Annotated in this window: 23 protein-coding genes and 1 pseudogene; 14 read left to right on the forward strand and 10 right to left on the reverse strand. The window is 62.6% G+C overall.

The genetic code is table 11. The features are described from left to right. Positions 1-186 precede the first annotated feature (186 nt). From AC0J5Z_RS18245 to AC0J5Z_RS18255, 3 genes and pseudogenes are all read left to right on the forward strand, one after another. Complete coding sequence (locus tag AC0J5Z_RS18245) at positions 187-555, forward strand: VOC family protein (protein WP_475035126.1); 369 nt, start codon at positions 187-189, stop codon at positions 553-555. Between the two features lie 152 nt (positions 556-707). Then, a complete protein-coding gene (locus AC0J5Z_RS18250) occupies positions 708-1,091 on the forward strand; it encodes a barstar family protein (RefSeq protein ID WP_475035128.1) in 384 nt (127 codons plus the stop codon). A 40-nt stretch (positions 1,092-1,131) separates the two neighbouring features. After that, a pseudogene (locus AC0J5Z_RS18255) lies at positions 1,132-1,305 on the forward strand (IS30 family transposase); the annotation flags it as partial. Between the two features lie 21 nt (positions 1,306-1,326). Here AC0J5Z_RS18255 and AC0J5Z_RS18260 read toward each other — a convergent pair. Next, entirely contained in the window at positions 1,327-2,034 is a 708-nt protein-coding gene (locus AC0J5Z_RS18260; protein WP_475035131.1) for a helix-turn-helix transcriptional regulator, read from the reverse strand. 83 nt (positions 2,035-2,117) lie between these two features. On the opposite strand from AC0J5Z_RS18260, the gene AC0J5Z_RS18265 reads away from it, so the two are divergent. Beyond that, the gene (locus AC0J5Z_RS18265; protein WP_475035134.1) at positions 2,118-2,987 is read left to right on the forward strand and encodes an NAD(P)H-binding protein; all 870 of its coding nucleotides are present in this window, start codon (positions 2,118-2,120) and stop codon (positions 2,985-2,987) included. 46 nt (positions 2,988-3,033) lie between these two features. On the opposite strand, the gene AC0J5Z_RS18270 is transcribed toward AC0J5Z_RS18265, so the two are convergent. Then, positions 3,034-4,014 carry an SDR family oxidoreductase gene (locus AC0J5Z_RS18270; protein ID WP_475035136.1) on the reverse strand — a complete coding sequence of 327 codons (981 nt, stop codon included), beginning with the start codon at positions 4,012-4,014 and terminating at the stop codon, positions 3,034-3,036. A gap of 105 nt (positions 4,015-4,119) precedes the next feature. On the opposite strand from AC0J5Z_RS18270, the gene AC0J5Z_RS18275 reads away from it, so the two are divergent. After that, positions 4,120-4,305 (forward strand): CsbD family protein, encoded by a 186-nt coding sequence (locus AC0J5Z_RS18275; RefSeq protein WP_475035138.1) that lies wholly within the window; start codon positions 4,120-4,122, stop codon positions 4,303-4,305. 154 nt (positions 4,306-4,459) lie between these two features. Here the strand turns inward: AC0J5Z_RS18275 and AC0J5Z_RS18280 are convergent, their stop codons facing one another. Beyond that, entirely contained in the window at positions 4,460-6,187 is a 1,728-nt protein-coding gene (locus tag AC0J5Z_RS18280; RefSeq protein WP_475035140.1) for a purine-cytosine permease family protein, read from the reverse strand. A 194-nt stretch (positions 6,188-6,381) separates the two neighbouring features. Between AC0J5Z_RS18280 and bioB the strand changes: the two genes are divergently transcribed. Genes bioB through AC0J5Z_RS18315 form a run of 7 tightly spaced genes read left to right on the forward strand, consistent with a single transcriptional unit; the run spans position 6,382 to position 12,463 of the window. Next, entirely contained in the window at positions 6,382-7,425 is a 1,044-nt protein-coding gene (gene bioB / locus AC0J5Z_RS18285; protein WP_475035142.1) for a biotin synthase BioB, read from the forward strand. Next, positions 7,422-7,640, forward strand: coding sequence for a biotin synthase auxiliary protein BsaP (gene bsaP / locus AC0J5Z_RS18290; protein ID WP_475035145.1), 219 nt, complete (start codon positions 7,422-7,424; stop codon positions 7,638-7,640). Before bioB ends, bsaP begins: the two co-directional genes overlap by 4 nt. Then, complete coding sequence (bioA, locus tag AC0J5Z_RS18295; protein ID WP_475035147.1) at positions 7,637-8,977, forward strand: adenosylmethionine--8-amino-7-oxononanoate transaminase; 1,341 nt, start codon at positions 7,637-7,639, stop codon at positions 8,975-8,977. Before bsaP ends, bioA begins: the two co-directional genes overlap by 4 nt. An 8-nt stretch (positions 8,978-8,985) precedes the next feature. Further along, positions 8,986-10,143, forward strand: a complete 1,158-nt coding sequence (locus AC0J5Z_RS18300; RefSeq protein WP_475039776.1) for an 8-amino-7-oxononanoate synthase — start codon at positions 8,986-8,988, stop codon at positions 10,141-10,143. After that, positions 10,140-10,823, forward strand: coding sequence for a dethiobiotin synthase (bioD, locus tag AC0J5Z_RS18305; protein ID WP_475035150.1), 684 nt, complete (start codon positions 10,140-10,142; stop codon positions 10,821-10,823). The genes AC0J5Z_RS18300 and bioD overlap by 4 nt, the downstream gene beginning before the upstream one ends. Then, a complete protein-coding gene (locus tag AC0J5Z_RS18310) occupies positions 10,820-12,013 on the forward strand; it encodes a cytochrome P450 (protein ID WP_475035152.1) in 1,194 nt (397 codons plus the stop codon). The genes bioD and AC0J5Z_RS18310 overlap by 4 nt, the downstream gene beginning before the upstream one ends. Before the next feature lie 9 nt (positions 12,014-12,022). Beyond that, positions 12,023-12,463, forward strand: a complete 441-nt coding sequence (locus tag AC0J5Z_RS18315; RefSeq protein WP_475035154.1) for a very short patch repair endonuclease — start codon at positions 12,023-12,025, stop codon at positions 12,461-12,463. On the opposite strand, the gene AC0J5Z_RS18320 is transcribed toward AC0J5Z_RS18315, so the two are convergent. Continuing rightward, positions 12,460-12,633 carry a hypothetical protein gene (locus tag AC0J5Z_RS18320; RefSeq protein ID WP_475035156.1) on the reverse strand — a complete coding sequence of 58 codons (174 nt, stop codon included), beginning with the start codon at positions 12,631-12,633 and terminating at the stop codon, positions 12,460-12,462. The two genes, AC0J5Z_RS18315 and AC0J5Z_RS18320, sit on opposite strands and share 4 nt — an antisense overlap. A 190-nt stretch (positions 12,634-12,823) precedes the next feature. Here AC0J5Z_RS18320 and AC0J5Z_RS18325 point away from each other — a divergent pair, with 190 nt between their 5' ends. After that, positions 12,824-13,204 carry an Hpt domain-containing protein gene (locus tag AC0J5Z_RS18325; protein ID WP_475035159.1) on the forward strand — a complete coding sequence of 127 codons (381 nt, stop codon included), beginning with the start codon at positions 12,824-12,826 and terminating at the stop codon, positions 13,202-13,204. A gap of 112 nt (positions 13,205-13,316) precedes the next feature. Here AC0J5Z_RS18325 and AC0J5Z_RS18330 read toward each other — a convergent pair whose 3' ends face one another. Next, entirely contained in the window at positions 13,317-14,057 is a 741-nt protein-coding gene (locus AC0J5Z_RS18330) for a response regulator transcription factor (protein ID WP_475035162.1), read from the reverse strand. A gap of 99 nt (positions 14,058-14,156) precedes the next feature. On the opposite strand from AC0J5Z_RS18330, the gene AC0J5Z_RS18335 reads away from it, so the two are divergent. Continuing rightward, entirely contained in the window at positions 14,157-15,827 is a 1,671-nt protein-coding gene (locus AC0J5Z_RS18335; protein ID WP_475035164.1) for a sensor histidine kinase, read from the forward strand. A 3-nt stretch (positions 15,828-15,830) separates the two neighbouring features. Here the strand turns inward: AC0J5Z_RS18335 and AC0J5Z_RS18340 are convergent, their stop codons facing one another. The 5 genes from AC0J5Z_RS18340 to AC0J5Z_RS18360 all read right to left on the reverse strand — a co-directional run bounded on the left by AC0J5Z_RS18340 (position 15,831) and on the right by AC0J5Z_RS18360 (position 22,321). Further along, positions 15,831-16,082, reverse strand: a complete 252-nt coding sequence (locus tag AC0J5Z_RS18340; protein ID WP_475035166.1) for a PLD nuclease N-terminal domain-containing protein — start codon at positions 16,080-16,082, stop codon at positions 15,831-15,833. A gap of 33 nt (positions 16,083-16,115) precedes the next feature. After that, positions 16,116-17,324: a 5-methylcytosine restriction system specificity protein McrC gene (locus AC0J5Z_RS18345; RefSeq protein ID WP_475035168.1), complete on the reverse strand. Its 1,209-nt coding sequence runs from the start codon at positions 17,322-17,324 to the stop codon at positions 16,116-16,118. Positions 17,325-17,382: 58 nt separating this feature from the next. Further along, positions 17,383-19,617, reverse strand: a complete 2,235-nt coding sequence (locus AC0J5Z_RS18350; RefSeq protein WP_475035170.1) for an McrB family protein — start codon at positions 19,615-19,617, stop codon at positions 17,383-17,385. A 74-nt stretch (positions 19,618-19,691) separates the two neighbouring features. Next, positions 19,692-20,294: a DUF1349 domain-containing protein gene (locus AC0J5Z_RS18355; protein ID WP_475035172.1), complete on the reverse strand. Its 603-nt coding sequence runs from the start codon at positions 20,292-20,294 to the stop codon at positions 19,692-19,694. An 89-nt stretch (positions 20,295-20,383) separates the two neighbouring features. Then, complete coding sequence (locus tag AC0J5Z_RS18360; protein WP_475035175.1) at positions 20,384-22,321, reverse strand: DUF5107 domain-containing protein; 1,938 nt, start codon at positions 22,319-22,321, stop codon at positions 20,384-20,386. Position 22,322 lies beyond the last annotated feature (1 nt).

Consider the following 22,322-nt stretch of genomic DNA (forward strand, 5'->3'; position numbering starts at 1 on the left):
AGCGCCCTTGGGCGCTCCAGTTCTATTGCTTCCCGCAATAACAAGGGCTTCCTATGGTCCACATCGCGAGTCTCCGGTGCAAGCGTCGGCTGACTTTGGCACCCGAAAGCCTGTGGTTCAGCGGACGCCCGGGTGACCGCAGGGATTCTTCACCGGGCAGGGACCGGGCTCAGTAGAGTGGAACGCATGAGTCTTGAATGGGAACAAGTAATTGTCGATTCGGCACGACCGGCTGAGCTTGGACTTTGGTGGGCCAAAGCTTTGGGTTGGGTCGTGACTTTGGAAGCTGACGATGAGTTCGAAATTCGTTCTGCACCGGACCGGTTGCCAGGTTTAGTCTTCGTTCCAGTGGCAGATTCGAAGGTGACAAAGAACCGTCTTCACCTCGATTTTCGGCCGGACGATCCAGCCGCCGAAGTCGAGCGGATGGTCGCTCTGGGTGCCCGCAGGGTCGATGTAGGTCAAGGCGAGCAGCCGTGGACTGTACTCGAGGATCCAGAAGGCAACGAGTTCTGCGTTCTGGGAGCCCGAAAGAAGGCCAGCGCCGACAGTTGAAAGTTTGGACAGACCACGGGGGCGCCCGTCAACGGATCCTCAAATGAGCTCAGCAGCGTCCAATGAGCCAGCGGCTATTGGCGTCTCGTTGGCGATGGGCGTCAGGTTGTCGACAGGCAATCTCGTGGCTACGAAACCACGGCTATAAAGTCGTGCAGGTCGACTCAGCTGCGTGGCAATCGCAGGGCGACATGCACCAGGACATGGCCCGGGTCCTTGAGTTTCCCGGTTACTACGGCTCAAACCTCAACGCCCTCAACGATTGTCTAAGCGACGTTGCTGTTCGATCCTATGGATGGTCCGCAGAGCACACCGGACTAGTTCTCGTGATTGACGGGTATGAAGCTTTCGCGGGCAAGGACGCGCTGACTGCCCATCTCCTTCTGGACATATTCGAGAAACAAGCCACATACGCCTCTCTGTTCGGACACCGCATGATGTGTCTGGTTAGGACCGCGGATGCGGGTTTGGAGATCCCTCCCGTTGGGGGCGCTGCCGTTTCTTGGAATCATCGCGAATTCCTGAGCGCCCGGTAAAGGATCCTAGGGTTCTTGCGGTGATTGCAACACTTAGCGGATGGGTGTTGTCACGGCGGGGTACTCGATTCATTTGCGACCTGATCTTTTGCAGGTTTTTTGGGCCGGGATGCAGGCGGGTGATTTCATCACTGACGCCATGGTTCCGATCAGTACGAGCAGGGGTACCGGACGTAGGGTTCTGCTTGAGGCCGGCGGTGCCAGGCCCGGTCGTTTTTGATGAATGAGGGTAGGTCTACTGTGCGTCGCTCGCTCCGAAGTCGCTTGTGAGCCAGTCCTCAATTGAATTCCAAGGGAAGGCGCGACACGCATGTGGCCCGGGCGAGATTGTGGAGGCCTGCATCCGGTCGAGTCGGAAGAGACGCCAGTCGTCTCGGTCAACGTCATAAGCGACGAGGTACCAGTACTGTTGCCGCAGGAGATGTCGATAGGGCTCGACCGTGCGGCGCGAATGGCGGCCATGCTGGTCCGTGTAGTCGAACCCGAGGCGCACGCCCGTCGCGACGGAGTCAGCGATCGTGCCGACAAGCTCCCAGTCCACGGACGCAGGAGCTTCGCGTAGAACCTGTGTCGACAGCGCCACCGCTGCGGCCCGCCGCCGCAGGCCGCCGGGCAGCACCTGTTCGAGCTTCGTGCGCGCCGTCGCGGCTGTGGCATCATCCGGCAGCCACGCTTCCAGGACCAGCAGGCTCGTGATGATCGTCGAAACTTCGTCCGCGCTGAGCAGCAGCGGAGGAATCTTCATGCTCGGCCGCAGTGCGTACAGAGCACCTGGGCCCGGGCGGGAGCTGACGTCGTGACCCATGCCGCGAAGACGCATCGCGTCCCGGCGCACGGTGCGCGCGCTCACCCGCAGGCGGGCCGCGAGGTCGTGTGCGGTCCACGCCCGCCCCGTCTGGAGAAGCGCCAGCAACTCCAGCGACCGTGTCGAGGGGGAGTCCATAGATCCATGATCACCCAAGATGCGGCCAGAATGGGGCCGCATCTGCTTATAGCGTGGAAGCACGAACGGAAGAAAGGGAGTCCATGAAGATCGCCGTCACAACACCTCAAGGCAACGTCGGCCGACATCTGACGCGGATGCTCATCCGGGCCGGCGTCAGGCCGATGCTGCTCACCCGCCACCCCGAGAACATTCCCGCTGCCCTCGCCGCGCACGTCGAGCTGGTGACGACGGACTCGCGCGAGCCGGGTCAGGTCGTTTCGGCCACCGTCGGCGTCGACGCGGTCTACTGGGTCGATCCGCCCACTGAGTCCCCCGACCCGATGGGCGACTATCGCCGCGCGTCGGAGTCCGTTGTCGCCGCAGTTGAGGCGAACCGGATCGGACGGGTCGTCTTTCAGAGCAGCGTCGGCGCGGAGAAGCGACACGGCGCGGGCGAGATCGACGGCCTCGCGGAGACGGAAGTCGCCCTCGACGGCTCCGGCGCGGACGTCACGTACCTGAGGTGCGGCTACTTCTTCACCAACCTGCTGTTCGAGGCGGAGTCGGTGAAGACCGGGCTGCTCCAGACCGTACAGCCCGTCGACGCCCCGATGAGCTGGGTCGCACCGCGGGACATCGCCGAGGTGGCCGCGCTCAGCTTGTTGAATCACGGGTGGAGCGGACGCCGCGTACAAGCCGTCCACGGCCCCGAAGACCTGACATGGACGCAGGTCGCGAAGATCCTCGCGGAGGAGCTCGGTCGAGAGGTGCGCGTCGAGCGGATCGCCGACGAGCAGATGCGCGAGCAGTACCTCCAGGCTGGCATGCCGTCCGCCATGGCGGACGCGGTGCTGGGGATGTCCACCGGGCTGCGAGAAGGCTTCGTGCCCGAGCAGGAACGTTCGATCGTCACCACCACTCAGACCCAACTGCGGAGCTGGATCCGTGAGGAGCTCGTCCCCCTCCTCTGAAACAACATGGGCGAAGCCAATGGCGCGTGCGCAGAGTCCAGCTCCCCTAGGCCAAGTGCTTTCCACCGGTCACACCGATGACGGATCCGGAGATGTAGCTGGATTCCTCAGTTGCCAGGAGGACGTAGGTGGCGGCGAGTTCGGCAGGTTGCCCCGCCCTGCCAAGTGGAGTGTCCTGGCCGAACTTTTCGATCTTTTCCGCGGGCTGCGTGGGCGGCTGCAGGGGTGTCCACACGGGACCCGGAGCCACAGCATTGACCCGGATCCCCTTGGGTCCGAGTGACTCTGCCAAAGAGAAGGTCATGCTGTTGATGGCTGCTTTGGTGGCTGCATAGTCGATCAGCGACGGACTCGGATGGTAACCCTGGATGGAAGAAGTGTTGATGATTGCGGCGCCGGGCTTCATGTGCGGCAAGGCGGCCTTGGTAAGCCAGAACAACGCATGGACGTTGGTTTTGAACGTCCTGTCAAATTGTTCGCTGCTGAGGTCCTCGATGCCGTGGCTCGTGGTCATCTGGTAGCCCGCGTTGTTCACCAGGACGTTGAGCCCATCGAATTCGGCCACAGTTTGGGCGATGACTTCCTGGCAAAATTCCTCGTCCTGCAAATCGCCGGGCAATGCCAAGGCCCTGCTGCCGGCGTCTTCGATGAGCTGGACGGTTTGCTCGGCGTCCTGTTCTTCTTCGGGGAGGTAAGTGAAGGCAACATCTGCGCCTTCGCGGGCGTAGGCAATGGCCACCGCCCTGCCGATCCCGCTGTCACCGCCAGTGATCAATGCCCGCATGCCCATCATTCGGTGGTGTCCCATATAGCTTTGCTCGCCGTGATCAGGCCGGGGATTCATGCCCTCGGTCCACCCGGGATAGTCCTGGGTCTGCGGCTCGAATTCTTCGGACGGATACTTGGTCCTCGGATCCGTGCCCTCGGAATCGTCCGGAGTGTTGATGACGTGGTTCACCAACGCCATGGCGATGTCCTCGTCAAGGTCGGTTTGCTCCGTTTTTTCGTCGCGGGTCTCCTCAGCCATGCTCACAGTGTAAGCATGCTTACAATTTTGCGCCGTTCAGGAAGTACCCAGAATTGCTCGTTAGCCTAGCAATCGTCAGTGTTGGATTACATCGAAGGAGGGCCCATGGGACTCGGAGACAAGATCAGCAACAAGGCACAAGAAGTTTCCGGCAAGGCGAAGGAAGCCTTGGGAGACGCCACCAACAACGAGAAGCTGCAGGCCGAAGGTGTCGCTGATCAAGCGGCTGCCAAGACCAAGCAGGCGGGCGAGAACGTCAAGGACACCGCGAAGGACGCCTTCGACAAGTAGGCACCACAGCACACACTGAACGAAAAACACCCGCGAACGCCCCGGCTCCCGAAAAGGAACCCGGGGCGTTCTGCGTGCACCCAAGTAAGTAGCAGTTGTGCGCGTTATGACGACTCAAAACGCGCTTAACTGCTACTTACTTGGGTCAGGGGACCTACTTTTGGGCAGGCAGCACCAGCTCGCCAGACTTATCCGTGGACAAGGCGAGGGACGAGATGAACAAGGGTTCGCCGTCGGGTCCGTCCTGGGCTGAGCGGAGCATGTCCGGGCGTTCGAACTCAAGCCCGGTGACGTGGCAGAGCAGCTTCTCGTCGCTGGGGTTTCCCTCTGCGTCGAACATGGGGAGGTCGATGCCGTCGTCGGTCCGGCGAAGGTAGTAGCGGCCCTTGGTCAGCAAAGCCAGCACGGGCGGCAGCACCAAAGCCAAGCCCACGGCGAAGATTGGTGAGAACGGCTGGACAACTGCACCGAACGCCCCGAAGAACACTGCGATGGATACCCCGGCAGAGACGAGCATGGACACAAACCCCACGGGATTCACGGCGTAGAGCATCCCGCGGCGGAACTCCGGGACTTTGGGCGAGATCTTCAGCAGGTACTTGTTGATCGCGATATCAGAGGCAACCGTGACAACCCAGGCCATGGCGCAGTTGGCGTAGAAACCCAAGATCGTGTTGAGGAACTCGAACATGTTCGACTCCATCAGGATCAGCGCGATGACCAGGTTGACCACCACGAACACCATGCGGCCCGGGTAGGTCTTGGTGATGCGGGTGAAGGAGTTGGTCCAAGCTAGCGAGCCTGAGTACGCGTTGGTGACGTTGATCTTGATCTGCGAAATGACCACCAGCACCACTGCCAAGGTCATTGCGAGCCATGCGGGCATCATCTCTTCGTAGACGCCCAGGAACTGGTGGACGGGTTCGTTAGCGTGGACGGCAGCAGCGGGGTCGAGCTTGGCGATGAGGTAGATCGCGATGAACAGGCCGATGATCTGCTTGATCGCACCGAAGATGACCCAGCCCGGTCCGGCGAGGATCACGGCGCGCCACCAAGCACCCTTGTTTTCGGCCGTCTTGGGCGGCATGAAGCGAAGGTAGTCGATCTGTTCAGCGATCTGCGCCATCAGGGACAGGCAGACACCTGCGGCCAGCATCACCGAAGCGAGGTTGGGGCCACCCTCGCCGGAAGCGCCGGTGAAAGCGAAGAAGGCCTCGATGCTCTCGGGGTGGGACAGGAGCAGATAGCCCACCGGAACCACCATGAGCAGCAGCCACAGGGGCGTAGTCCACACCTGCAAAGTAGCCAAAGTCTTCATTCCGTAAATCACCAGCGGAATGATGATGACGGTGGACACCGCGTAACCGATCCACTGTGGGATGCCGAGACCCAACTGCAGCCCTTGGGCCATGATGGAGCCTTCGAGGGCGAAGAAAATGAAAGTGAAGGTGGCAAAGATGATGTTGGTGACCACTGAGCCGTAGTAGCCAAATCCTGAGCCGCGGGTGATGAGGTCCAGGTCAATGTTGTAGCGGGCTGCATAGTACGCCAGCGGGAAACCCGTGGCGAAAATGATCACTGCTGCCACAATGATGCCAAAAATTGCGTTCACTGTTCCGTAAGCGATTCCAATGTTCGCGCCGATCGAGAAGTCCGCCAGGTAGGCGATCCCACCCAGCGCACTCGTCGCAACAACCCCGGCACTCCACTTGCGGTACGAGCGCGGCGCGAACCGGAGCGTGTAATCCTCCAGGCTCTCTTTCGCCGCGCTCATTGCGTCGGCGTTGCCTGCCGCGGGTGCCCCCGAAGTGCCGATTCCGACGGCGGTGCCTGCCGCCGTCGTCGGCTCCAGTGTTGCGGTACTTGTCTTGTCGTCGCTCATTCGTAGTCGCTTTCGTCGGGGACTGTGCCTCGCCCACGACGCTAGTCATGCAGCGCGTCAATTCAGTCACGTGCATGTTTCACAGCTGTAACTTCTGTATCGGCTGCCACGCGCATTCAGCTCCAAAATCAGTCAGCGCCGTTTGTACGCACCCCACAAAATCGCGCGTCACCAGCACGGATACCGTCAAGGACATGACCACCCAAACAACCCCAACACCTCAAGCAAGTCAGGAACACGCTGCCTACGCGATCCTGGAAACCGCCCGCCAGCAGGTCCTCGAACGGGGCGAAGGCCTGAACGAGTCCCAACTGATGGAAATCCTCGAGCTTCCAGACGACGCCATCCCCGCAGCCCTGCAACTCGCCCACGAGGTTCGCCTCAAGCACTGCGGCGAAGATGTGGAAGTGGAAGGCATCATCTCCATCAAAACCGGCGGCTGCCCTGAGGACTGCCACTTCTGCAGCCAGTCCGGCTTGTTCGACTCCCCCGTTCGCGGCGTGTGGCTGGACATCCCCGAGCTCGTCAAGGCCGCCAAGGAAACCGCCGCCACGGGTGCCACCGAGTTCTGCATCGTCGCGGCAGTCCGGGGCCCGGACATCAAACTCATGAACCAGATCAAGTTCGCGATCGACCGCATCAAAGAAGAAGTGGACATCAACATCGCTTGCTCCCTGGGCATGCTCACGCAACGCCAAGTGGACCAGTTGGCCGAGTGGGGCGTGCACCGTTACAACCACAACCTTGAAACAGCCCGCAGCTACTTCCCCGAGGTCGTTACGACCCACAGCTATGAGGAGCGCCTGGAGACTTGTGCCATGGTCAAGGCTGCCGGGATGGAACTGTGCTGCGGGGCGCTGATCGGCATGGGCGAATCCGTGGCGCAACGGGCGGAACTGGCCGCCCAGCTTGCAGCCCTTGAACCGCACGAAGTCCCTTTGAACTTCCTCAACCCCCGCCCCGGCACGCCCTTGGAGAACCAAGGCATCATGGACGGCAAGGACGCCCTCCGTGCCATCGCCGCATTCCGGCTCGCGATGCCACGCACTGTGCTCCGTTACGCGGGCGGCCGCGAGTTGACCCTCGGCGACCTCGGAACCCGCGAGGGCCTGCTCGGCGGCATCAACGCTGTGATCGTGGGCAACTACCTCACCACGCTGGGTCGCCCCGCCAACGCCGACCTGAACCTCCTGATGGAGCTCAACATGCCCATCAAGGAATTCCAGAAGTCGCTGTGACCACCGCAGTCTCACAGCACTTTTGCGGGCACTGCGGCGGTGACGACGACGGCAGCGGTGACGGCTCGACGTCGGACACCCACCACAGCTGCCAACAGCGCCTGTCGATGGAGCCTCCGCGCTTTTGCCCGCAGTGCAAACGACGCATGAAGGTGCAGGTCACACCGATGGGGTGGGCTGCGGAGTGTTCCCGGCACGGAAGGCTGATGTCATGAGCTCGCTGATCGAGCGCGACCGCGCTGCGTTGTGGCACCCGTACGCGCCGGCCTCGGCGACGCTGCCATTGTGGGAAGTGGAAGCGGCCGACGGCGTGGCGCTGCACCTGCGCGATGAAGAGGGGCGGACGCATGAGGTGCTGGATGCGATGTCGTCGTGGTGGTCGGTGATCCATGGCTACCGGAACCCCATCATGGACGCCGCCATCCAAAGACAGCTCACCAGGTTCAGCCACGTGATGTTCGGCGGGCTCACCCATGAACCTGCCGTGGAACTCGCGGAAAGACTGCTGACAATGGCACCGGGCGAACCGGACAGAAGTCTGGAACGCGTCTTCCTGGCAGATTCGGGCTCCATCTCCGTGGAGGTCGCCCTCAAACTGGCTGTGCAATTCCAAACGGCGGGCGGCCGGCCCAAACGGCAGCGTTTCCTGACCATCCGGGGCGGTTACCACGGGGATACGTTCGCGGCCATGGGCGTCTGCGATCCTGTGGACGGCATGCATTCGTCCTTCCCGGGGCTGCTGGCGGGCAACGTGTTTGCACCGCGCCCGCCTGCGGCTGCAACGGCCACCCCGGCAGCAACCGACTCAGCAGCCATCGAGCAGTGGCGGGCAACCGTGGAAGAGCTGGCCGGGCAGCATTCCAACGAACTCGCTGCAATTATCGTGGAGCCAATGCTGCAAGGCGCCGGCGGCATGTTCATGTACGCGGCCGAGTGCGTGCGGATCCTGCGCGACATCGCGGACCATCACGGTTTGCTGCTGATCTTGGATGAGATCGCCACGGGCTTCGGGCGAACCGGAGAACTCTTTGCCTCGCATCATTCGGGCGTTGTCCCGGACATTCTGTGCGTCGGCAAGGCGCTCACCGGCGGGTACCTCACGCTCGCTGCGACGCTGTGCACAGACGAGGTTGCCCGCACCGTTTCCGCAGGCGAAGCGGGGGCACTCCTGCATGGGCCCACCTTCATGGCCAATCCCCTCGCATGCGCTGCGGCGAACGCAAGCCTCGGCATCCTCGCCACGGGCGCTTGGCGTGAGGACGTGTCACGCGTTGGCGCCGGTCTCGCGACCGGCTTGGCTCCTGCGTTGAAGCTCGACGCCGTTGCGGACGTCCGCGCTTTCGGCGCTGTAGGAGTCATTGAGTTAACAGACGCAGTGGACGTCACTGCGGTGACGCGCGCCGCCGTCGAACGCGGAGTGTGGGTACGCCCGTTCAGGAACCTCGTCTACGCGATGCCGCCCTACATCAGTTCCGCCACCGAAGTGGGCGTGATGGCCTCAGCAATGGTGGCTGCCGTGGCGGAAACCTCCCAACGAAGGGTGGCTGCGTGAGCATCGCAATGACCCGGTGGCTGCAGGAGCAAGCCCGGGTCCGCGAGCGCCGGGGCTTGGTGCGGACGCCGCAGGTCCGTGGGGTGGACGACGGGATGATTGATCTCGCCGGCAACGACTACCTCGGCTTGGCCACTGATACCAGGCTCGCCGATGCGGCGCGGGAAGCCATCGTGAAGTGGGGCACCGGCGCCACGTCCTCGCGTTTGGTGGCGGGCACTACCGAACTGCACCTGGAGTTGGAGCACGAACTGGCTGAGCTGGTAGGGACGGACGCAGCTTTGGTCTTTTCCTCCGGTTACCTCGCGAACCTCGGCGTCACCACTGCCTTGGGCGGACCAGGGACGTTGATGGTGGCCGACGAGCAATGCCATGCCTCGTTAATCGACGGCTTTCGGTTGAGTCGCTCCGAGCTGAGGAATTTCAGGCATAACAGCGCGGAGGACGCGGCGGAGAAACTGGCCAACCGTACCCAGCCGCGGGCGCTCATCGCCGTGGAGTCCATCTATAGCGTGGGCGGGGATGCGGCACCGCTTCCGGAACTCCTGCAGCTGGCGGAAGCACACGACGCCATGCTGCTGATTGACGAAGCCCACAGCTTGGGCGTCACGGGCAACGGGCCCAATGCCGGGCACGGCGCCGTCGCAGGAACCAGGTTGGTAGGACATCCCAACGTGATCGTCACCGCCACCCTCTCCAAGGCGCTCGGCAGCCAAGGCGGCGCTGTCCTCGGCTCATCCCTGATCAGGGAGCACCTCGTAAACCGGGCCAGAAGCTTCATCTTCGACACCGCGTTGACTCCCCCAGCGGCAGCCGCCGCTCTCGCAGCCATCGGCGTCATCAGGGGCGAGCCGTGGCGAGCCGCGGCTGTCCACCACAATGCAGCCGCCTTGGTTGCCCAACTGCGACCCGCGCTGGAGAGGCTCGGCACCGCCGTCGACCGTTCCGCTGGAGCAGTCCAGTCCATCCCTATGCCGTCCGCCGAAGCTGCCCTCGCAGCCAGCAAAGCGGCACACGGGGCGGGCGTCAGCGTGGGGTGCTTCCGTCCACCGTCCGTCCCGGATGGGGTGTCCCGCCTTCGCCTCACGGCGCGGGCCACCCTCACACCCGGCGACATCGAGCAAGCCTGCGCAACGTTGCGCATCATCCTGGAAAGAACATCATGAAACTGCCTCCCGTCATCCTGGTCACCGGTACCGATACCGGCGTCGGAAAGACCATCACGACGGCGGCCCTCACCGCCGCGCTTCACGGACGCGGCCGTTCAGTTGCCGTCTACAAGCCATGCCAAAGCGGAAATGTGCTGGGTGATTCTGACTGCGCCGAGGTGGTGAGGTTGGCGGATCCGCTGACGGCGGAAGCCGGCGTCGTTCTTGAAGAGCCCATGGCTCCCGTCGCTGCCGCCGCGCTGGATGAGGTCACGTTGCCGCTTCTCGCCGCCCATGTCCGGCGGATCCGTGAGTTGTCTGTCCGCCATGACCACGTGCTGGTGGAAGGTGCCGGTGGGTTGCTGGTGGAGTTGGACCACGACGGCGGGACGCTGGCTGACCTAGGCACGCACCTTGGTGGCATGGCTGGTTTTGCCGTGGTGGTACGGCCGGCGCTGGGCACGTTGAACCACACGGCGCTGACGCTGGAGGCATTGGACACCAGGGCCCTACCGGTGGTGGGGGTGGTCTTGGGGAGCTGGCCAGCGACGCCGGGGGCGGTGGAGCTCAGTAATCGAGCGACCATCGCGTCGTGGCCCGTTCCGTTCCTGGGTACGGTACCTTCCGATGCCTCCGGACTGGATCCTGCCGTTTTCCGCGCTCAAGCATGCGATTGGCTGGAAGGGTTGCCGGCATGAGCGCGGCGATGGCTGCCGAAGTGGGGCTTCCTGGGTCCGGCGGCTGTCCTTACCGGGTGTTCCGGAGCCCGGACCTGGTGAGGGAAGTACTGCACCGGCCCCAGGATTTCAGCCCGGCCAACGCCCTGCTGGCGGTAACTCCGTTGAGCGGGCAGGCCCTTCGCATACTGCAGAAGGCCAGATTTGCGCTGCCGCCTATCCTGGCGAGCAACGATACCGAGACCCATGCCGGTATCCGGAAAGTGGTGGCGGGTTTTTTCACCCCAGTCAAAGTTACGGCCATGGAACCCCGCATTCGCGGCCTGGCCCGGGAATCGGCAGCCCGCGCAATGCGCTTGCTGGAAGCCCAAGGCAGCGTGGACCTGGTGCAGGCAGTGGCCGCGAATCCCCCCGCTATCGTCATGCTGGAAATGTTGGGGCTGCCGGTCCGCGACTTGCCTGCTTTGAAGGCGTGGAGCCTGGATTCTTTGGAACTGTTCTGGGGTTGGCCGGATGCTGACCGTCAACTCGAATTGGCACACAGCGCAGCGGACTTCTACCGCTGGTTGAGGGAATTGGTTCTGGAGTCCGTGGCCGCGCCTGACCCCAACCTGTTCAACGCGCTGGCCCGCCACGGGCTGAGCACACCGGAGATCTGCTCGCTGGGCTACTTCCTGCTGATCGCCGGGCAAGAGACCACCACCCAACTCATCAGCACCACCCTGTTCCGGTTGGTGGAGGGCTCCCGGGGCATCTCGTGGAGCGAGGCAGCTTCCGGGCTCAAGGCACGCGGCTTGGTCCGGCACGTCCTCGCGACCGAGTCATCCGTTCCTACATGGCGGCGGATGGCAACCCAGGACACCGTTTTGGACGGACGGCCCATCGCGGCAGGTGAGGAGATCCTGCTGGAATTAACCGGCAACCACGGATTCCCCTGGGCCGAAACAGCCGACGCCGATGCGGCAAACGCTGATCCTTCCGGGGCTGGCTTTCCCGGCGGTGACCGTTCCGGCCCGACTCCCTACGGGTTGGCGTTCGGCTCCGGGATCCACCGCTGCCTCGGCGCCAAACTCGCAGAGCTGGAGGCCGCCGTCGTCGTTCATGAAACAGCAGCGGCCCTCAAGGGGGTCCGGCTGCGTGACTCAAACCCGGACTGGATCCGGCTGCTGTCCTTCCAGGCACCCCGAACAGTGACCGTGGAGCCTGGGTAGGCTGGATGTATGGCCGGGAGCCGGGACCTTTTGACGCGGGAGCAGCGCAGTCGCAACATGTCCAAAATCCGTGGGAAGAACACCAAACCTGAGCTGCTGGTCCGCAAACTCCTGCACGCGAAAGGCTACCGGTACCGGCTGCACGGACAGGCCGGAGCGACGAAGCTTCCCGGCCGCCCGGATCTGGTGTTCGCGGGCCGGCACAAGGTCATTTTCGTCAACGGCTGCTTCTGGCATTTCCATGACTGCAAAGCAGGGCAACATGCTCCAGCAGCGAACGCGGAGTTCTGGGCAACCAAGCGAACCCGCACCCGCGAAAGGGACGCGCTGCAGCGGGCGCAGTTGGAGGCTGCTGGCTGGCAGGTGCTCACGGTGTGGGAGTGCGAACTTGGGGACAGATCAATGCTCGAGGACCGACTCACGGCGTTTCTGGAATCAGTGGCGCACTAAGGTGCGGTGGTGGTGGTCGGCGCGGACTCCACGGGTTGATCTGTGACACCGGTGTGGGAGTTCTGCTGCCACAGCGTGAAGGCAGCCGACCCGCCAATCCCCAACAGGACGGTCATGCAGACCACGATGATGAGCATGAGGCCCGGTGACGGGCGAGCACCGCTATCCATGTTGTTTCCCGTCTCCTGATTCAGACTGGAAACACCCAGATCTGCTTTTCACCACTGTGTTGGGCGGAGATCAAGAGTGCCTCTGAGTCCGCTCAAGATTGGATCAATCTTTGGTTTTATGGCGCTGCGGAAGTTCCACGGGTCCTACTGTTGAATCGTGAATCTATTGTTTGGCGGCAGGAGGGGTTTGGTGTCTGAGTATGACGAGTGCACCGACGCCCTGGTGGATCGCACTGTCCTCACCGAACTCCAAGCTGAGCTGGGCGGCGACCAAGCCATCATCGGCGCCTTCGTCCGGAACTATATAGCCTTGCTGCCGTGGCGGGTTTCACGGCTGCATCGGGCACTGGAAAAACTGGACATGGAAGACGCCATGGATGCAGTGCTGAGCCTAAAGACGTCAAGCCAGATGGTGGGCGCAATCTGCATGCACCGCCTCGCGACGGAGCTGGAAATCAGCATCCGCCTGCTGCCCAGTGGCGATCATTTGGATGAGCTGAACCCTCAGGTCAAGGAAATCGATCGCTTCGTCTTCGGCACGATCGACGAGCTGGAAACCCCTCTCTCGTAACAATCTTCACGTTAACTGGAGAGCCTCTGCGCGTCGGCTTACCCAAATAGGTCGCAATAGTGCGCGTTATGAGCGCTCAAAACGCGCACTACTGCGACCCAGTTGGGCTTGTTCAGTTGTTGCTTGAGGGAGCCAGCCGGTAACCGACGCCGCGGACCGTCTCGAGCCAGCGCGGCGCTTGGATGCTGTCGCCAAGTTTCTTGCGCAGGTTCCCCATATGTACCTCGACGGCACGCTCGTCTGCGTCGCTGACATAACTGCCGACGTCGTACGGTTCATTGCGGAGGCGACGCGCGAGGTCTGCCTTGGTCCGCACAATCCGTCCGGTCTCCAGCAATGCGAGCAGGAGGTCGAACTCGGTGCGGGTCAGCCTAAGCTCTGTGCCGTTCAGGACCGCCGTGCGGGAACCGGCAGAAACGGCCAGGCCGTTGTGGCTCACTTCGGGGTCCACTTCTGCCGGCACGTTCTTGGATTCCGACGACGCGCGGGGCCTTCGCATCATGGCTTCAACACGGGCGCGCAGTTCCCGGGGACGGAAAGGCTTGGTGAGGTAGTCGTCGCCGCCGGCTTCGAGACCCATGAGGGTGTCCAGCTCTTCGGCGCGTGCCGTCAACATGATGATGTAGGCGTCTGAAGACTTCCGGATCTGGCGCGCTACCTCGAAACCATCAATATCGGGAAGCCCCAGATCCAAAGTAATAACATCCGGATTCAGCTCACGGGCCGATGTCACGCCTGCGGATCCCGTGGACGCGACGTGTACATCAAATCCCGCCTGGGATAGAACTACGCGTACCAATTCCCGGATATCCTGGTCATCTTCAATGACCAGCCCCACACGTGCTTCACTCATCGCTGCCCCTCAGCCCCTTCGATAACCCCAGAAGTATATCCATTATGGTTAGGCTGATCTCATGAACCGACTTTCTTCCGCATCTTTGGTGGATGTGCCATGACCCACCCTTCAACTTGGGATATTGGTGAAAAGAAGAAACTACTGGTCTTTAAGCGCTCGTTCCACGAACATACCCTGCGTATGCGCGTTGTCCTCAGCCAGCTGCCGTTGTCCGTGTGTGTCTGTATTTCAGCCATCCTGGTCTGGCTGTATTTCCCTGCCACACTTGAGAATCCGCTGTTCCTCATTTTCTTGCTGAGCCAAGCACTCCTCCTGGCACTGTGCATTATTGTGCCGTGGCACCGGCTGCCGTTCGCCAGCTTCCTCACCATCCCCATCCTGGACATGATCTCCATCGGTTTCGCACGCGAAGGTGCCGTGGAATCCATCACCGGCCTCAGTGTCCTGGTGGTACTGCCCGTGATTTGGTTATGCGCTTCAGGGTTGTACCCGAAGCTCGCCATAGCCATGTCGTTCCTTGGACCGTTGGGCATCGTCTGGGTACCCCTATTCGTGCGCGGTACCCTCAGCGAACAAGACTTCACCAAGCCCTTCCTGTTTCCCATCCTCATGCTGGGCATTGGAGTTTCCGTCAGCGTCCTGACACTGAGCATGGTGCGCCAGCAACGCGCATTGGAGCAAAAAGACGAGGCACTCAATGAGGCGCTGGACGTCAGCACCAAGCAGGAACGCCTTCTCAACACTGTCATGGAAGCCCTGCCATTGGGCGTGGTGGCTGTTGATGGCGAGGGGCACGACATCCTCATGAACCGACGCCAACGCCAAACACATGCCTTGGCCACTCCCCCCGGTAATGACGATCCCAACGAATCCCAATTACTGGTCTTCGACACGGACAGGACCACGCCGATGCCCGCGGACCGCCGACCGGTGCGTCGTGCTGTCCTGGGCGAAAGGTTCACCGACCAGTTGGTATGGCTGGGCTCGGGAAGCGATCAACGCGCGTTCACTGCGAGCGCACGCCCCATGGTGGACGACGCCGGGAAGTTCGCCGGTTCGGTGGTGGTGTTCAGCGACGTCACGGACCTGGTGAATGCACTGGCTGCCAAGGACGACTTCGTTGCCAATGTCTCCCACGAATTCCGTACCCCGTTGACGTCCATCCTGGGCTACGTCGAGCTCATCCTGGACGAGCCGGACGCTCTTGATGCCCGGGCCCGCAAGCAACTCGATATTGTCAGGCGCAATGCCGAGCGGCTGCTGACCCTTGTCTCGGACCTCCTGGCCGTGCGGTCGGGCCAGATGGTCATTCAGCCGCACGCCGTGGACGTGGCCGAGCTGGTGCGGGGCAGCGTCAACTCTGCAGAACCACGCGCAGCGAAGGCCGGCATCCGGCTCTCCGTGGATCTCCCCGAAGCGTTGGAAGCGCACGTTGACTCATCAAGGATTGCGCAGGTACTGGACAACCTGGTGTCCAACGCCATCAAATACTCCCCCGACGGCGGGGACGTGGAAGTAGCGGCGTGGGAGGACCAGGACTTTGTTTTCTGCCGGGTCAAGGACACAGGCATGGGGATGAACGAAGAGGAGCAGGCGGAGGCCTTTACCAAGTTCTTCCGCGCCGGCGGCGTCCGCAACAGCACCATTCCCGGCGTTGGCCTTGGGCTTCCCATCAGCAAAGCCATTGTTGAAGCGCACGGCGGGACCATCACGCTGGAAAGCGAACCAGGCCGGGGCACCACTTTTACGGTGAAGATGCCCGCCTGAGCTTCAGCGTTCAGCTGCCGCTTTGCCCATCTCTGCATCCCGACGGCGGCCGAACAGGAAGTAGCTGACGGGCCCGAAGAAGTTGATGAAGGAGACCGCGCGCCAGATGGCTTTCTTGCCGCGGATCTGATCGTCCGGGGTCTTGCCGATGCTTCTCTGCGCAGCACCCAAAAGGGCCATATTCACCGCGCCACTAACCAACAGCATGATCCGTTGGCCTTTGGTCATATCGCGCCACGATTTCTTGCGGGCCATGATGCCTCCATCCGTGAAGATTTAGTTATCAGGCTAGTCCGACGCCGACCGGCCCGCCACAGCTTGGCGTACTACTTCGCCCCACGACTGTTCGGCTAAGTCAGCTACGGCGGCCAGGATTTCCGACGGCGTCAGGGACAGGTCCAGTGGGTACTCCACGATGTCGATGTCCGTGTTGAGAATGCGGCGGAGCTTCATTTCCCCCGCCCCCGCGTAGACGAGCCAAGCGGTGGGAACCCTGAGTGCAGTGCAGTACGCCAGCAACTGGTAGTGGTCGGCGCTCAGGGAGGCACCGGCGTCGGAAGCTGCTTGGTATTTGGAGTCATAGACCACCACGGGGCGGCCACCCAGGAAGTGGACGGCGTCGGGACGTACCGTCAGGCGGTCCGAGTCCCGCACGGCTTCATTGAGCAAGGCACCGTACTGGAGGCGCATCTCCCCCGGGTGCGCGCTCATGGCGGACCTCAGGGCAGTACCCACGAATTCTTCGAAGACCTGGCCCATGTCCACCACGAAGGACGCGGTTTGCTGCTTGCCCTCGCCCGCCTCGGCGGAAGCGTTCCGAAGAATTACCTCGGACAGACGCAGCACGGCGTGATACCTGAGGTTCATCCGGCTGGCGCGCCACGGCGGCAGCGGTGCTCCGGACTGAAGCCGGGTAACGGCGTCGAGCTTTCCTTTGAGCTGCCGCAAGCGGCTCAGGACGTCGGGTCGGACACCTGGCACCTTGCCCATGCGCTCCAACGCCGCACGGAGGATCCGGTTCTCCGCGATGTCCTCCGTGAACTCGTCATAGGAAACCTCCAGAGGCACCATCATCCCCGGGCGTCGGGAGATCTGGTCGGAGATACGAATGCGGCCCTTGACGGTGCGCAGCGATTCTTCCACGGTCAGATAGCCCTGCAGGACGCCACGGCTGAGGGCTTTATCTGCCAACTGAGCGAGCGATTCCGCGAGCGCACTCCACAGGTCCGGGTGCTCCACGGCCTCCACTGAATGATCGCGGAAACCCTGTTCCCCGGCGTAACTGAGCAGGAAAAGAAGCCGGCTGAGGCCAAGCCGATCCTTGGGACGGATTTCCAGCTGCACTGAGGCGGTCCGGACTGAGCCCACCTTGCCAACGGGCTCAATCCTGTAGAGGCCCATGCCCATGGGCGACGCCTTGGCCAGGCCGCTGGTGTTGATGAACGCCGCCGATTGGGGATCAAGCTTGTCCACAACGCCACGGGAGAGCTCATCCATGACGATGTGCCGAGGTCCGGCACTGACAGGTGCCCGACCCGGCCTGGGCGGGATGGCTTTAGCGTGCTGCAAGACGTCCCAGCAACTGGTCCAGGCCGAAGCGTTCCTCCAACTGTGCCCGGTTCAGCTGTCCGTGGTAGTGCTCCTCCAGGAGCGGCATGAGCTCGTACTTCCAGATACGGCGCAGGCCAGTGGGGTTCTGGGCCGCGTTCTTCATGAAGTAGGAAGGACCGATCATCAGGTCCCTGTCCCAATCGTCGATCGCGTCGTTGAGCGCGTCCAGCAGGTCTGCGTTGAGGGTACCCAGCCCGCGGGCTTCGAGGAAGCGACGCAGGGTGCCGCGGATCGGCTCCTCCTTGGGGTGCAGCTCAATGAACGCGAAACGACGGCGGATGGCGGCATCCATCATGGCAATGGAGCGGTCCGCAGTGTTCATGGTGCCGATGATGTAGAGGTTGTCCGGCAAGCTGAAAGGCTCATTGGGGCTGTACTGCAGGTAGATGCGGTCATCCCGGTACTCCAGCAGGAAGTAGAGCTCGCCGAAGACCTTGGCCAGGTTGGCGCGGTTCATCTCGTCGATGATCAGGAAGTACGGCTTGTGCGCGTTCTCCGTCTTGGCTGCCTCCTCCGCGAGCCGCCGCAAGGGTCCTGCAACGAGCTTAAAGGAGACCTGCCCGTCGTCAGTCTTGTCCGGGCGGTAACCCTCAAAAAAGTCCTCATACGCGTACGACGGGTGGAACTGCACCAGCTTCACGCGTTCGTCCGTGCTGTCGCCTGCGAGTTCGGCGGCGAGGTGCTTGGCCAGGAACGTCTTCCCGGTACCCGGCGGACCGTAAAGAACCAACTGACGGTTCTCTTCGAGGAGTTCGGCGATCTCCTTGAGTGGTTCCAGGTCCATGTGCAGCGAATCTGCGAACTCTTCCGTCAGGGGGCGGAAGCCTTGCTGGACAACCTCGACGACCGTGGTGGGCGGGGCTTCGTCCTCACCGTCGGTCTCGGCCTCCACAGGGAGTAGCTCCTGCAGGGCTTGGATGACCCTGGTGACGTCCACGATGATCCCGGGCGTGGAGAGCTGCCGCTGTGCGTGGCGGGGAAGCTCCGGGATGGCGTAGCTGTCTTCGAACCAGCGGACCTTACGACGGAAACGCCGGTTGTCCTCGTGGTGTTCAGGTTCGCCAAGAACCACACCCACGCGCACCCGGCCGGCGTGTTGGTACAGGGTGAGGTCGCCCGGCTTCATGACCGTCAGGAAAGCAAAGACAGCTGTCTTGGTGTCTTCCCGTTCCACGTAGCCCAGATGTTTGTAATCCTCGTCCACGGCATGCTGAACCACACCTGCCGTGACGCCTGCGGTGAGGGCGCGCAGGTGCTCCACGTCCAAGGTGGCCTTCTCTTCGCCAACCCACGCGGCCAGGAGGTCCGCATTGTCGTGATGGGTGCGCAGGAGCCACGAGCGTCGACCAGGATCTCCAACCTTGCGCCACTGGCTCACCAGTTGGCGGGCGTACCAGTCGATGCGCTGCCCGGCTTGCTCGTCCAAGTGCAGGCGGATGCGGTGGATGTCCGCGGTGATGTCTTCGTCCGAATCACCTTTGGCACCGCCCACGAGCGAAGCAAAAGCGTCCCGGATCTCCTGGCGTTCAACATCCGCCACCACCGGTTCAAAGTAACTCGGCCACACCAAGTACTCGATGCTGCGGCGCAAGGCCGGCTGGTCTTCGGGCGTGCCTGCCGCGAGTTCGTGGAACGCCAAAGGGTCCGAGAGCGCCTGGTTGATGGTGGCGGTGCTTTGGCTGTCCACGTGGGCCACGAACCGGCACAGCCAACTCAAGTGATCCCAAATAGTCCAGTTAAACTCTGCCGTCCGATCCCGAATGACACCGTGGTCCGTCATGCCCTCATAGAGTTCTTCCGGCAGCTCGATGGGCGGTTCAACCCAGGACGCAGCCTCGGCAACCCTGGCGCGTTTCACCCTAAGGGACTTGACCTCGTGCGCGAGGGGCAACGATTGCAGGAACAGCAATTCCACAGCCAGCAGCTTCGCCTCCCGGGACGCACCCTCCAGGTTCTGCCGCAGGTTGGTCATCATGGGGGCTTTGGAGTCCTCCACCCCGCGTTCGAGCCGTTCCAGCAACTCGCCCGAGGCTTCCGCGGTCCACGTTAGTGTCCTGCCGTCCAGCGCCGAAGGTTTCCCGTGAAGCGCCGGACCGAGCACATACCAGGCCGCATCCTCGATCTCCTTGGAGACTCCGGGGGCGCGGTCAGTGGCAGTTTTTACGGAGGGAATCACCATGCCAACTTACCCTGTTTGGATTAACCAAGCATCTGGATATCAACAGGCCCGCCACTCCGCCTTCAGGAGCCCTGCTAGCTCCCGTCGCGCAAGTCCGCCGGAGGTTCTTCCGCCAATTCGATAGCGTCAAAGCGTGCCTCGCAGCTCTCACCCATGGGCGCCTGCGACAGGAACCCGACGTGCACCGGCTTCTCGGTGTCCAGCCTGAACAGTCGGACGAAGGACCACTCCCGGCCATCCGGTGACGAGTGAAACGCCCAGCCCGGCCCCACCCTGCTCACACGCAGGTAGACCCATGGAGCAGTGACTACAGGCCCGTTGGAATCATCGGAATAGGTATTGGTCACCACGCTGACCACCATCGCCTCACCCTGCGGTGAATACTCGAAGCACAGCTTGGCCCAGTGGTCGCTGTCCGCCCACAAACTCAACACGCCGGCGTCGAACGTTGTCCTTGGGGAGGCCACCAAGACCCTCGCCGACAGCGAGAAAGCCGCAGGAGCCCTGAAGCCCAGTGCAGTGGCACCATGCTGCGGTTCTCCCCCAAGAGAGTCGTTGGTCCAGTCCACGCCGGGTGCTGCCGTGAGCGTCAGCGTCCCCTCTGCCTGGTCATAGCTGGCGTGACCAGCAGACGACGTCCACTCCAGGGGCGGAAGTCCTGCAATTTCGGGGATCAATCGGTGCTCCTTGGTTTCGGCTCGTCAGATGTCCTGAACACGCTTTCAGAGAAAGCCCCGGATATGCCGGAGGCCACACCGCGGCACGGCTAGTGCATCCCAAACTGGTACGCCGCCGGCACCGGTTCTCCGGGGCACACTTCTTCCCACAACGCCGCGATCGCGTCCTCGCCTTCGCGGAGGTCTGGAATCTCGACGCCCGCACGCAGGATGGCAGCCGCCTCACCGGCATTTCCCGTACGTGCGAGCGCCAGCGCCTTCAGGAACCTCAAACGTCCGACGGCGGCAGCCGCCTTGGGTGCCCCCTCGACCAGTTCCAGCGCCATGGCAGGGTCCCCGTGCCGGATGCTGAGTGTGACCGCTTCCGTGAGCAAGGCTGTGTTGATGGTGTCAGCCTCAACGCCGCTTCGAAGCTCAGCGAGTCCCTCCGTTTCCTGCCCCTCGGCGAGCAGGGCCAAGCCCATTCCTCGATGCGCGAGCGCCTTGATGCCAGGCCTTACCTCGCTCGCGGAGAGCACCTCGCGGTACAACGTCTTCGCGCCGTCCAGGTCTTGCCGGGCGTGTTTCATGGTGGCCAGGTGGACGTTTGCTTCAGGGGTGTCCTGTTCGGCCAGCAACCCTTCCCAGGCCGCCCCCGCGACAAAGCTGGGTGCGCCGTCGAACGTCCTTCCATGCAGCAACCCGAGCCACGGTTCCTGCTCCGCCGTGACGCTCTCATCCACGAAAGGGGTCCCGCTTTCGTCAACCCAGCCCTTACCGGTTTTCTGCCGTCGGGCACGCTCAACTACACCCCACCCGCTGCCGTGCAGCAGCATTTTCGACGGCGGGACGTCCGCATTGCCGACGGCTGCCGGGAGCATGGCTTCGAGTTCCTCGTGCGGCAGGAGCTGTTCCAAACGCTCGCCGGCGTGTGCCACCGCAGCGTCCCAGTCGCCACTGTGCGAGGTCTGCGGATCAAGATGCCCGTTCCCGTAAGCCTCAACCCACGCCCACTCGGCACCCGCCGGCATGACCAAGTGTTCAAACTGCGTTTGAGCGAGGCCTGCCTGAATTTCGGCGTAGGGACCGGCGCCAGGGCTCAGCCATTCCTGCCACCGTTTGCCACCCTGTCCCTGGCCCCACACGAAGAGCTTCTTTCCCCGCAGGAGGCCCGTGGAGAGCATGGCCAGCCCATCGCCGTCGTCGTCCGCTGCCACAACCCAGCGCCGCTCGGAAGGATCGATGTCGAAGAAAAAGTCCGCCGCGTGCGGGCTGTTGACCAGCCACGTGCCGTCATACCCTTCGTGGTCAGTGGGCCGAACCCGGGTGATGTCCGTGGCGTAGTCGCTGCTGAAAGCCTCGTCCGCCGGAGCGATGACCCGAGTACCATCCGTTTCCGGGATGGCTGCGTTGCTCCACCAATACATGGGGACATCGTGATCATTCGGGTTCCGCAGCCTGACCGCGGCGAACACCACAGGCGAATCCGCGGGGAGCCAGATGTCCACTTGGAACACCACTTCCCGCAGCCGCTCGTACTCCCACACGCGCAGGATGTGATTGCCGTCCGGAGTGTGGACAATCGCGGTATGCAGCGGATCGCAGCTGGTGGGCGAATGGCCACGGGTGCCGATATTCCATTCCAGTCCGCCAGCGAACCACGCCTTGCGCAGCGCAATGTTGGCCAGCTGCGGAGCATCGTGGGTGTGAAGGAGCTGCTTACCGGTGTTTTTGTCGAACAGCTCCCAGATGCGGCCACCCAAGGACGGGATGACGGTCACCTTGAGCTTGCTGTTTTCAAGCACGACGGCGGGAAGTTCCCTCGGTGCCGCCTCGCGGCTGTAACCGTCCTGCATGAGGTACGGGTAAACGTTGGGCACCACTCCATAGCGGGCCGACGCCTGGAGCTCCTCAGGAACACCCTCGCCCACCGTGTAAGGCTGGTCCAGTTCGGCTGCCACCACCGGCAAGGGATTGAGAGGGCCGAGCTCGGCCATTGTCAGGGAGATAGTGGTGACGGTGAGGTTGGAACTTGCGGTGCTGGCCACG

Source organism: Paenarthrobacter sp. TRD_SC_7 (assembly GCF_056156245.1).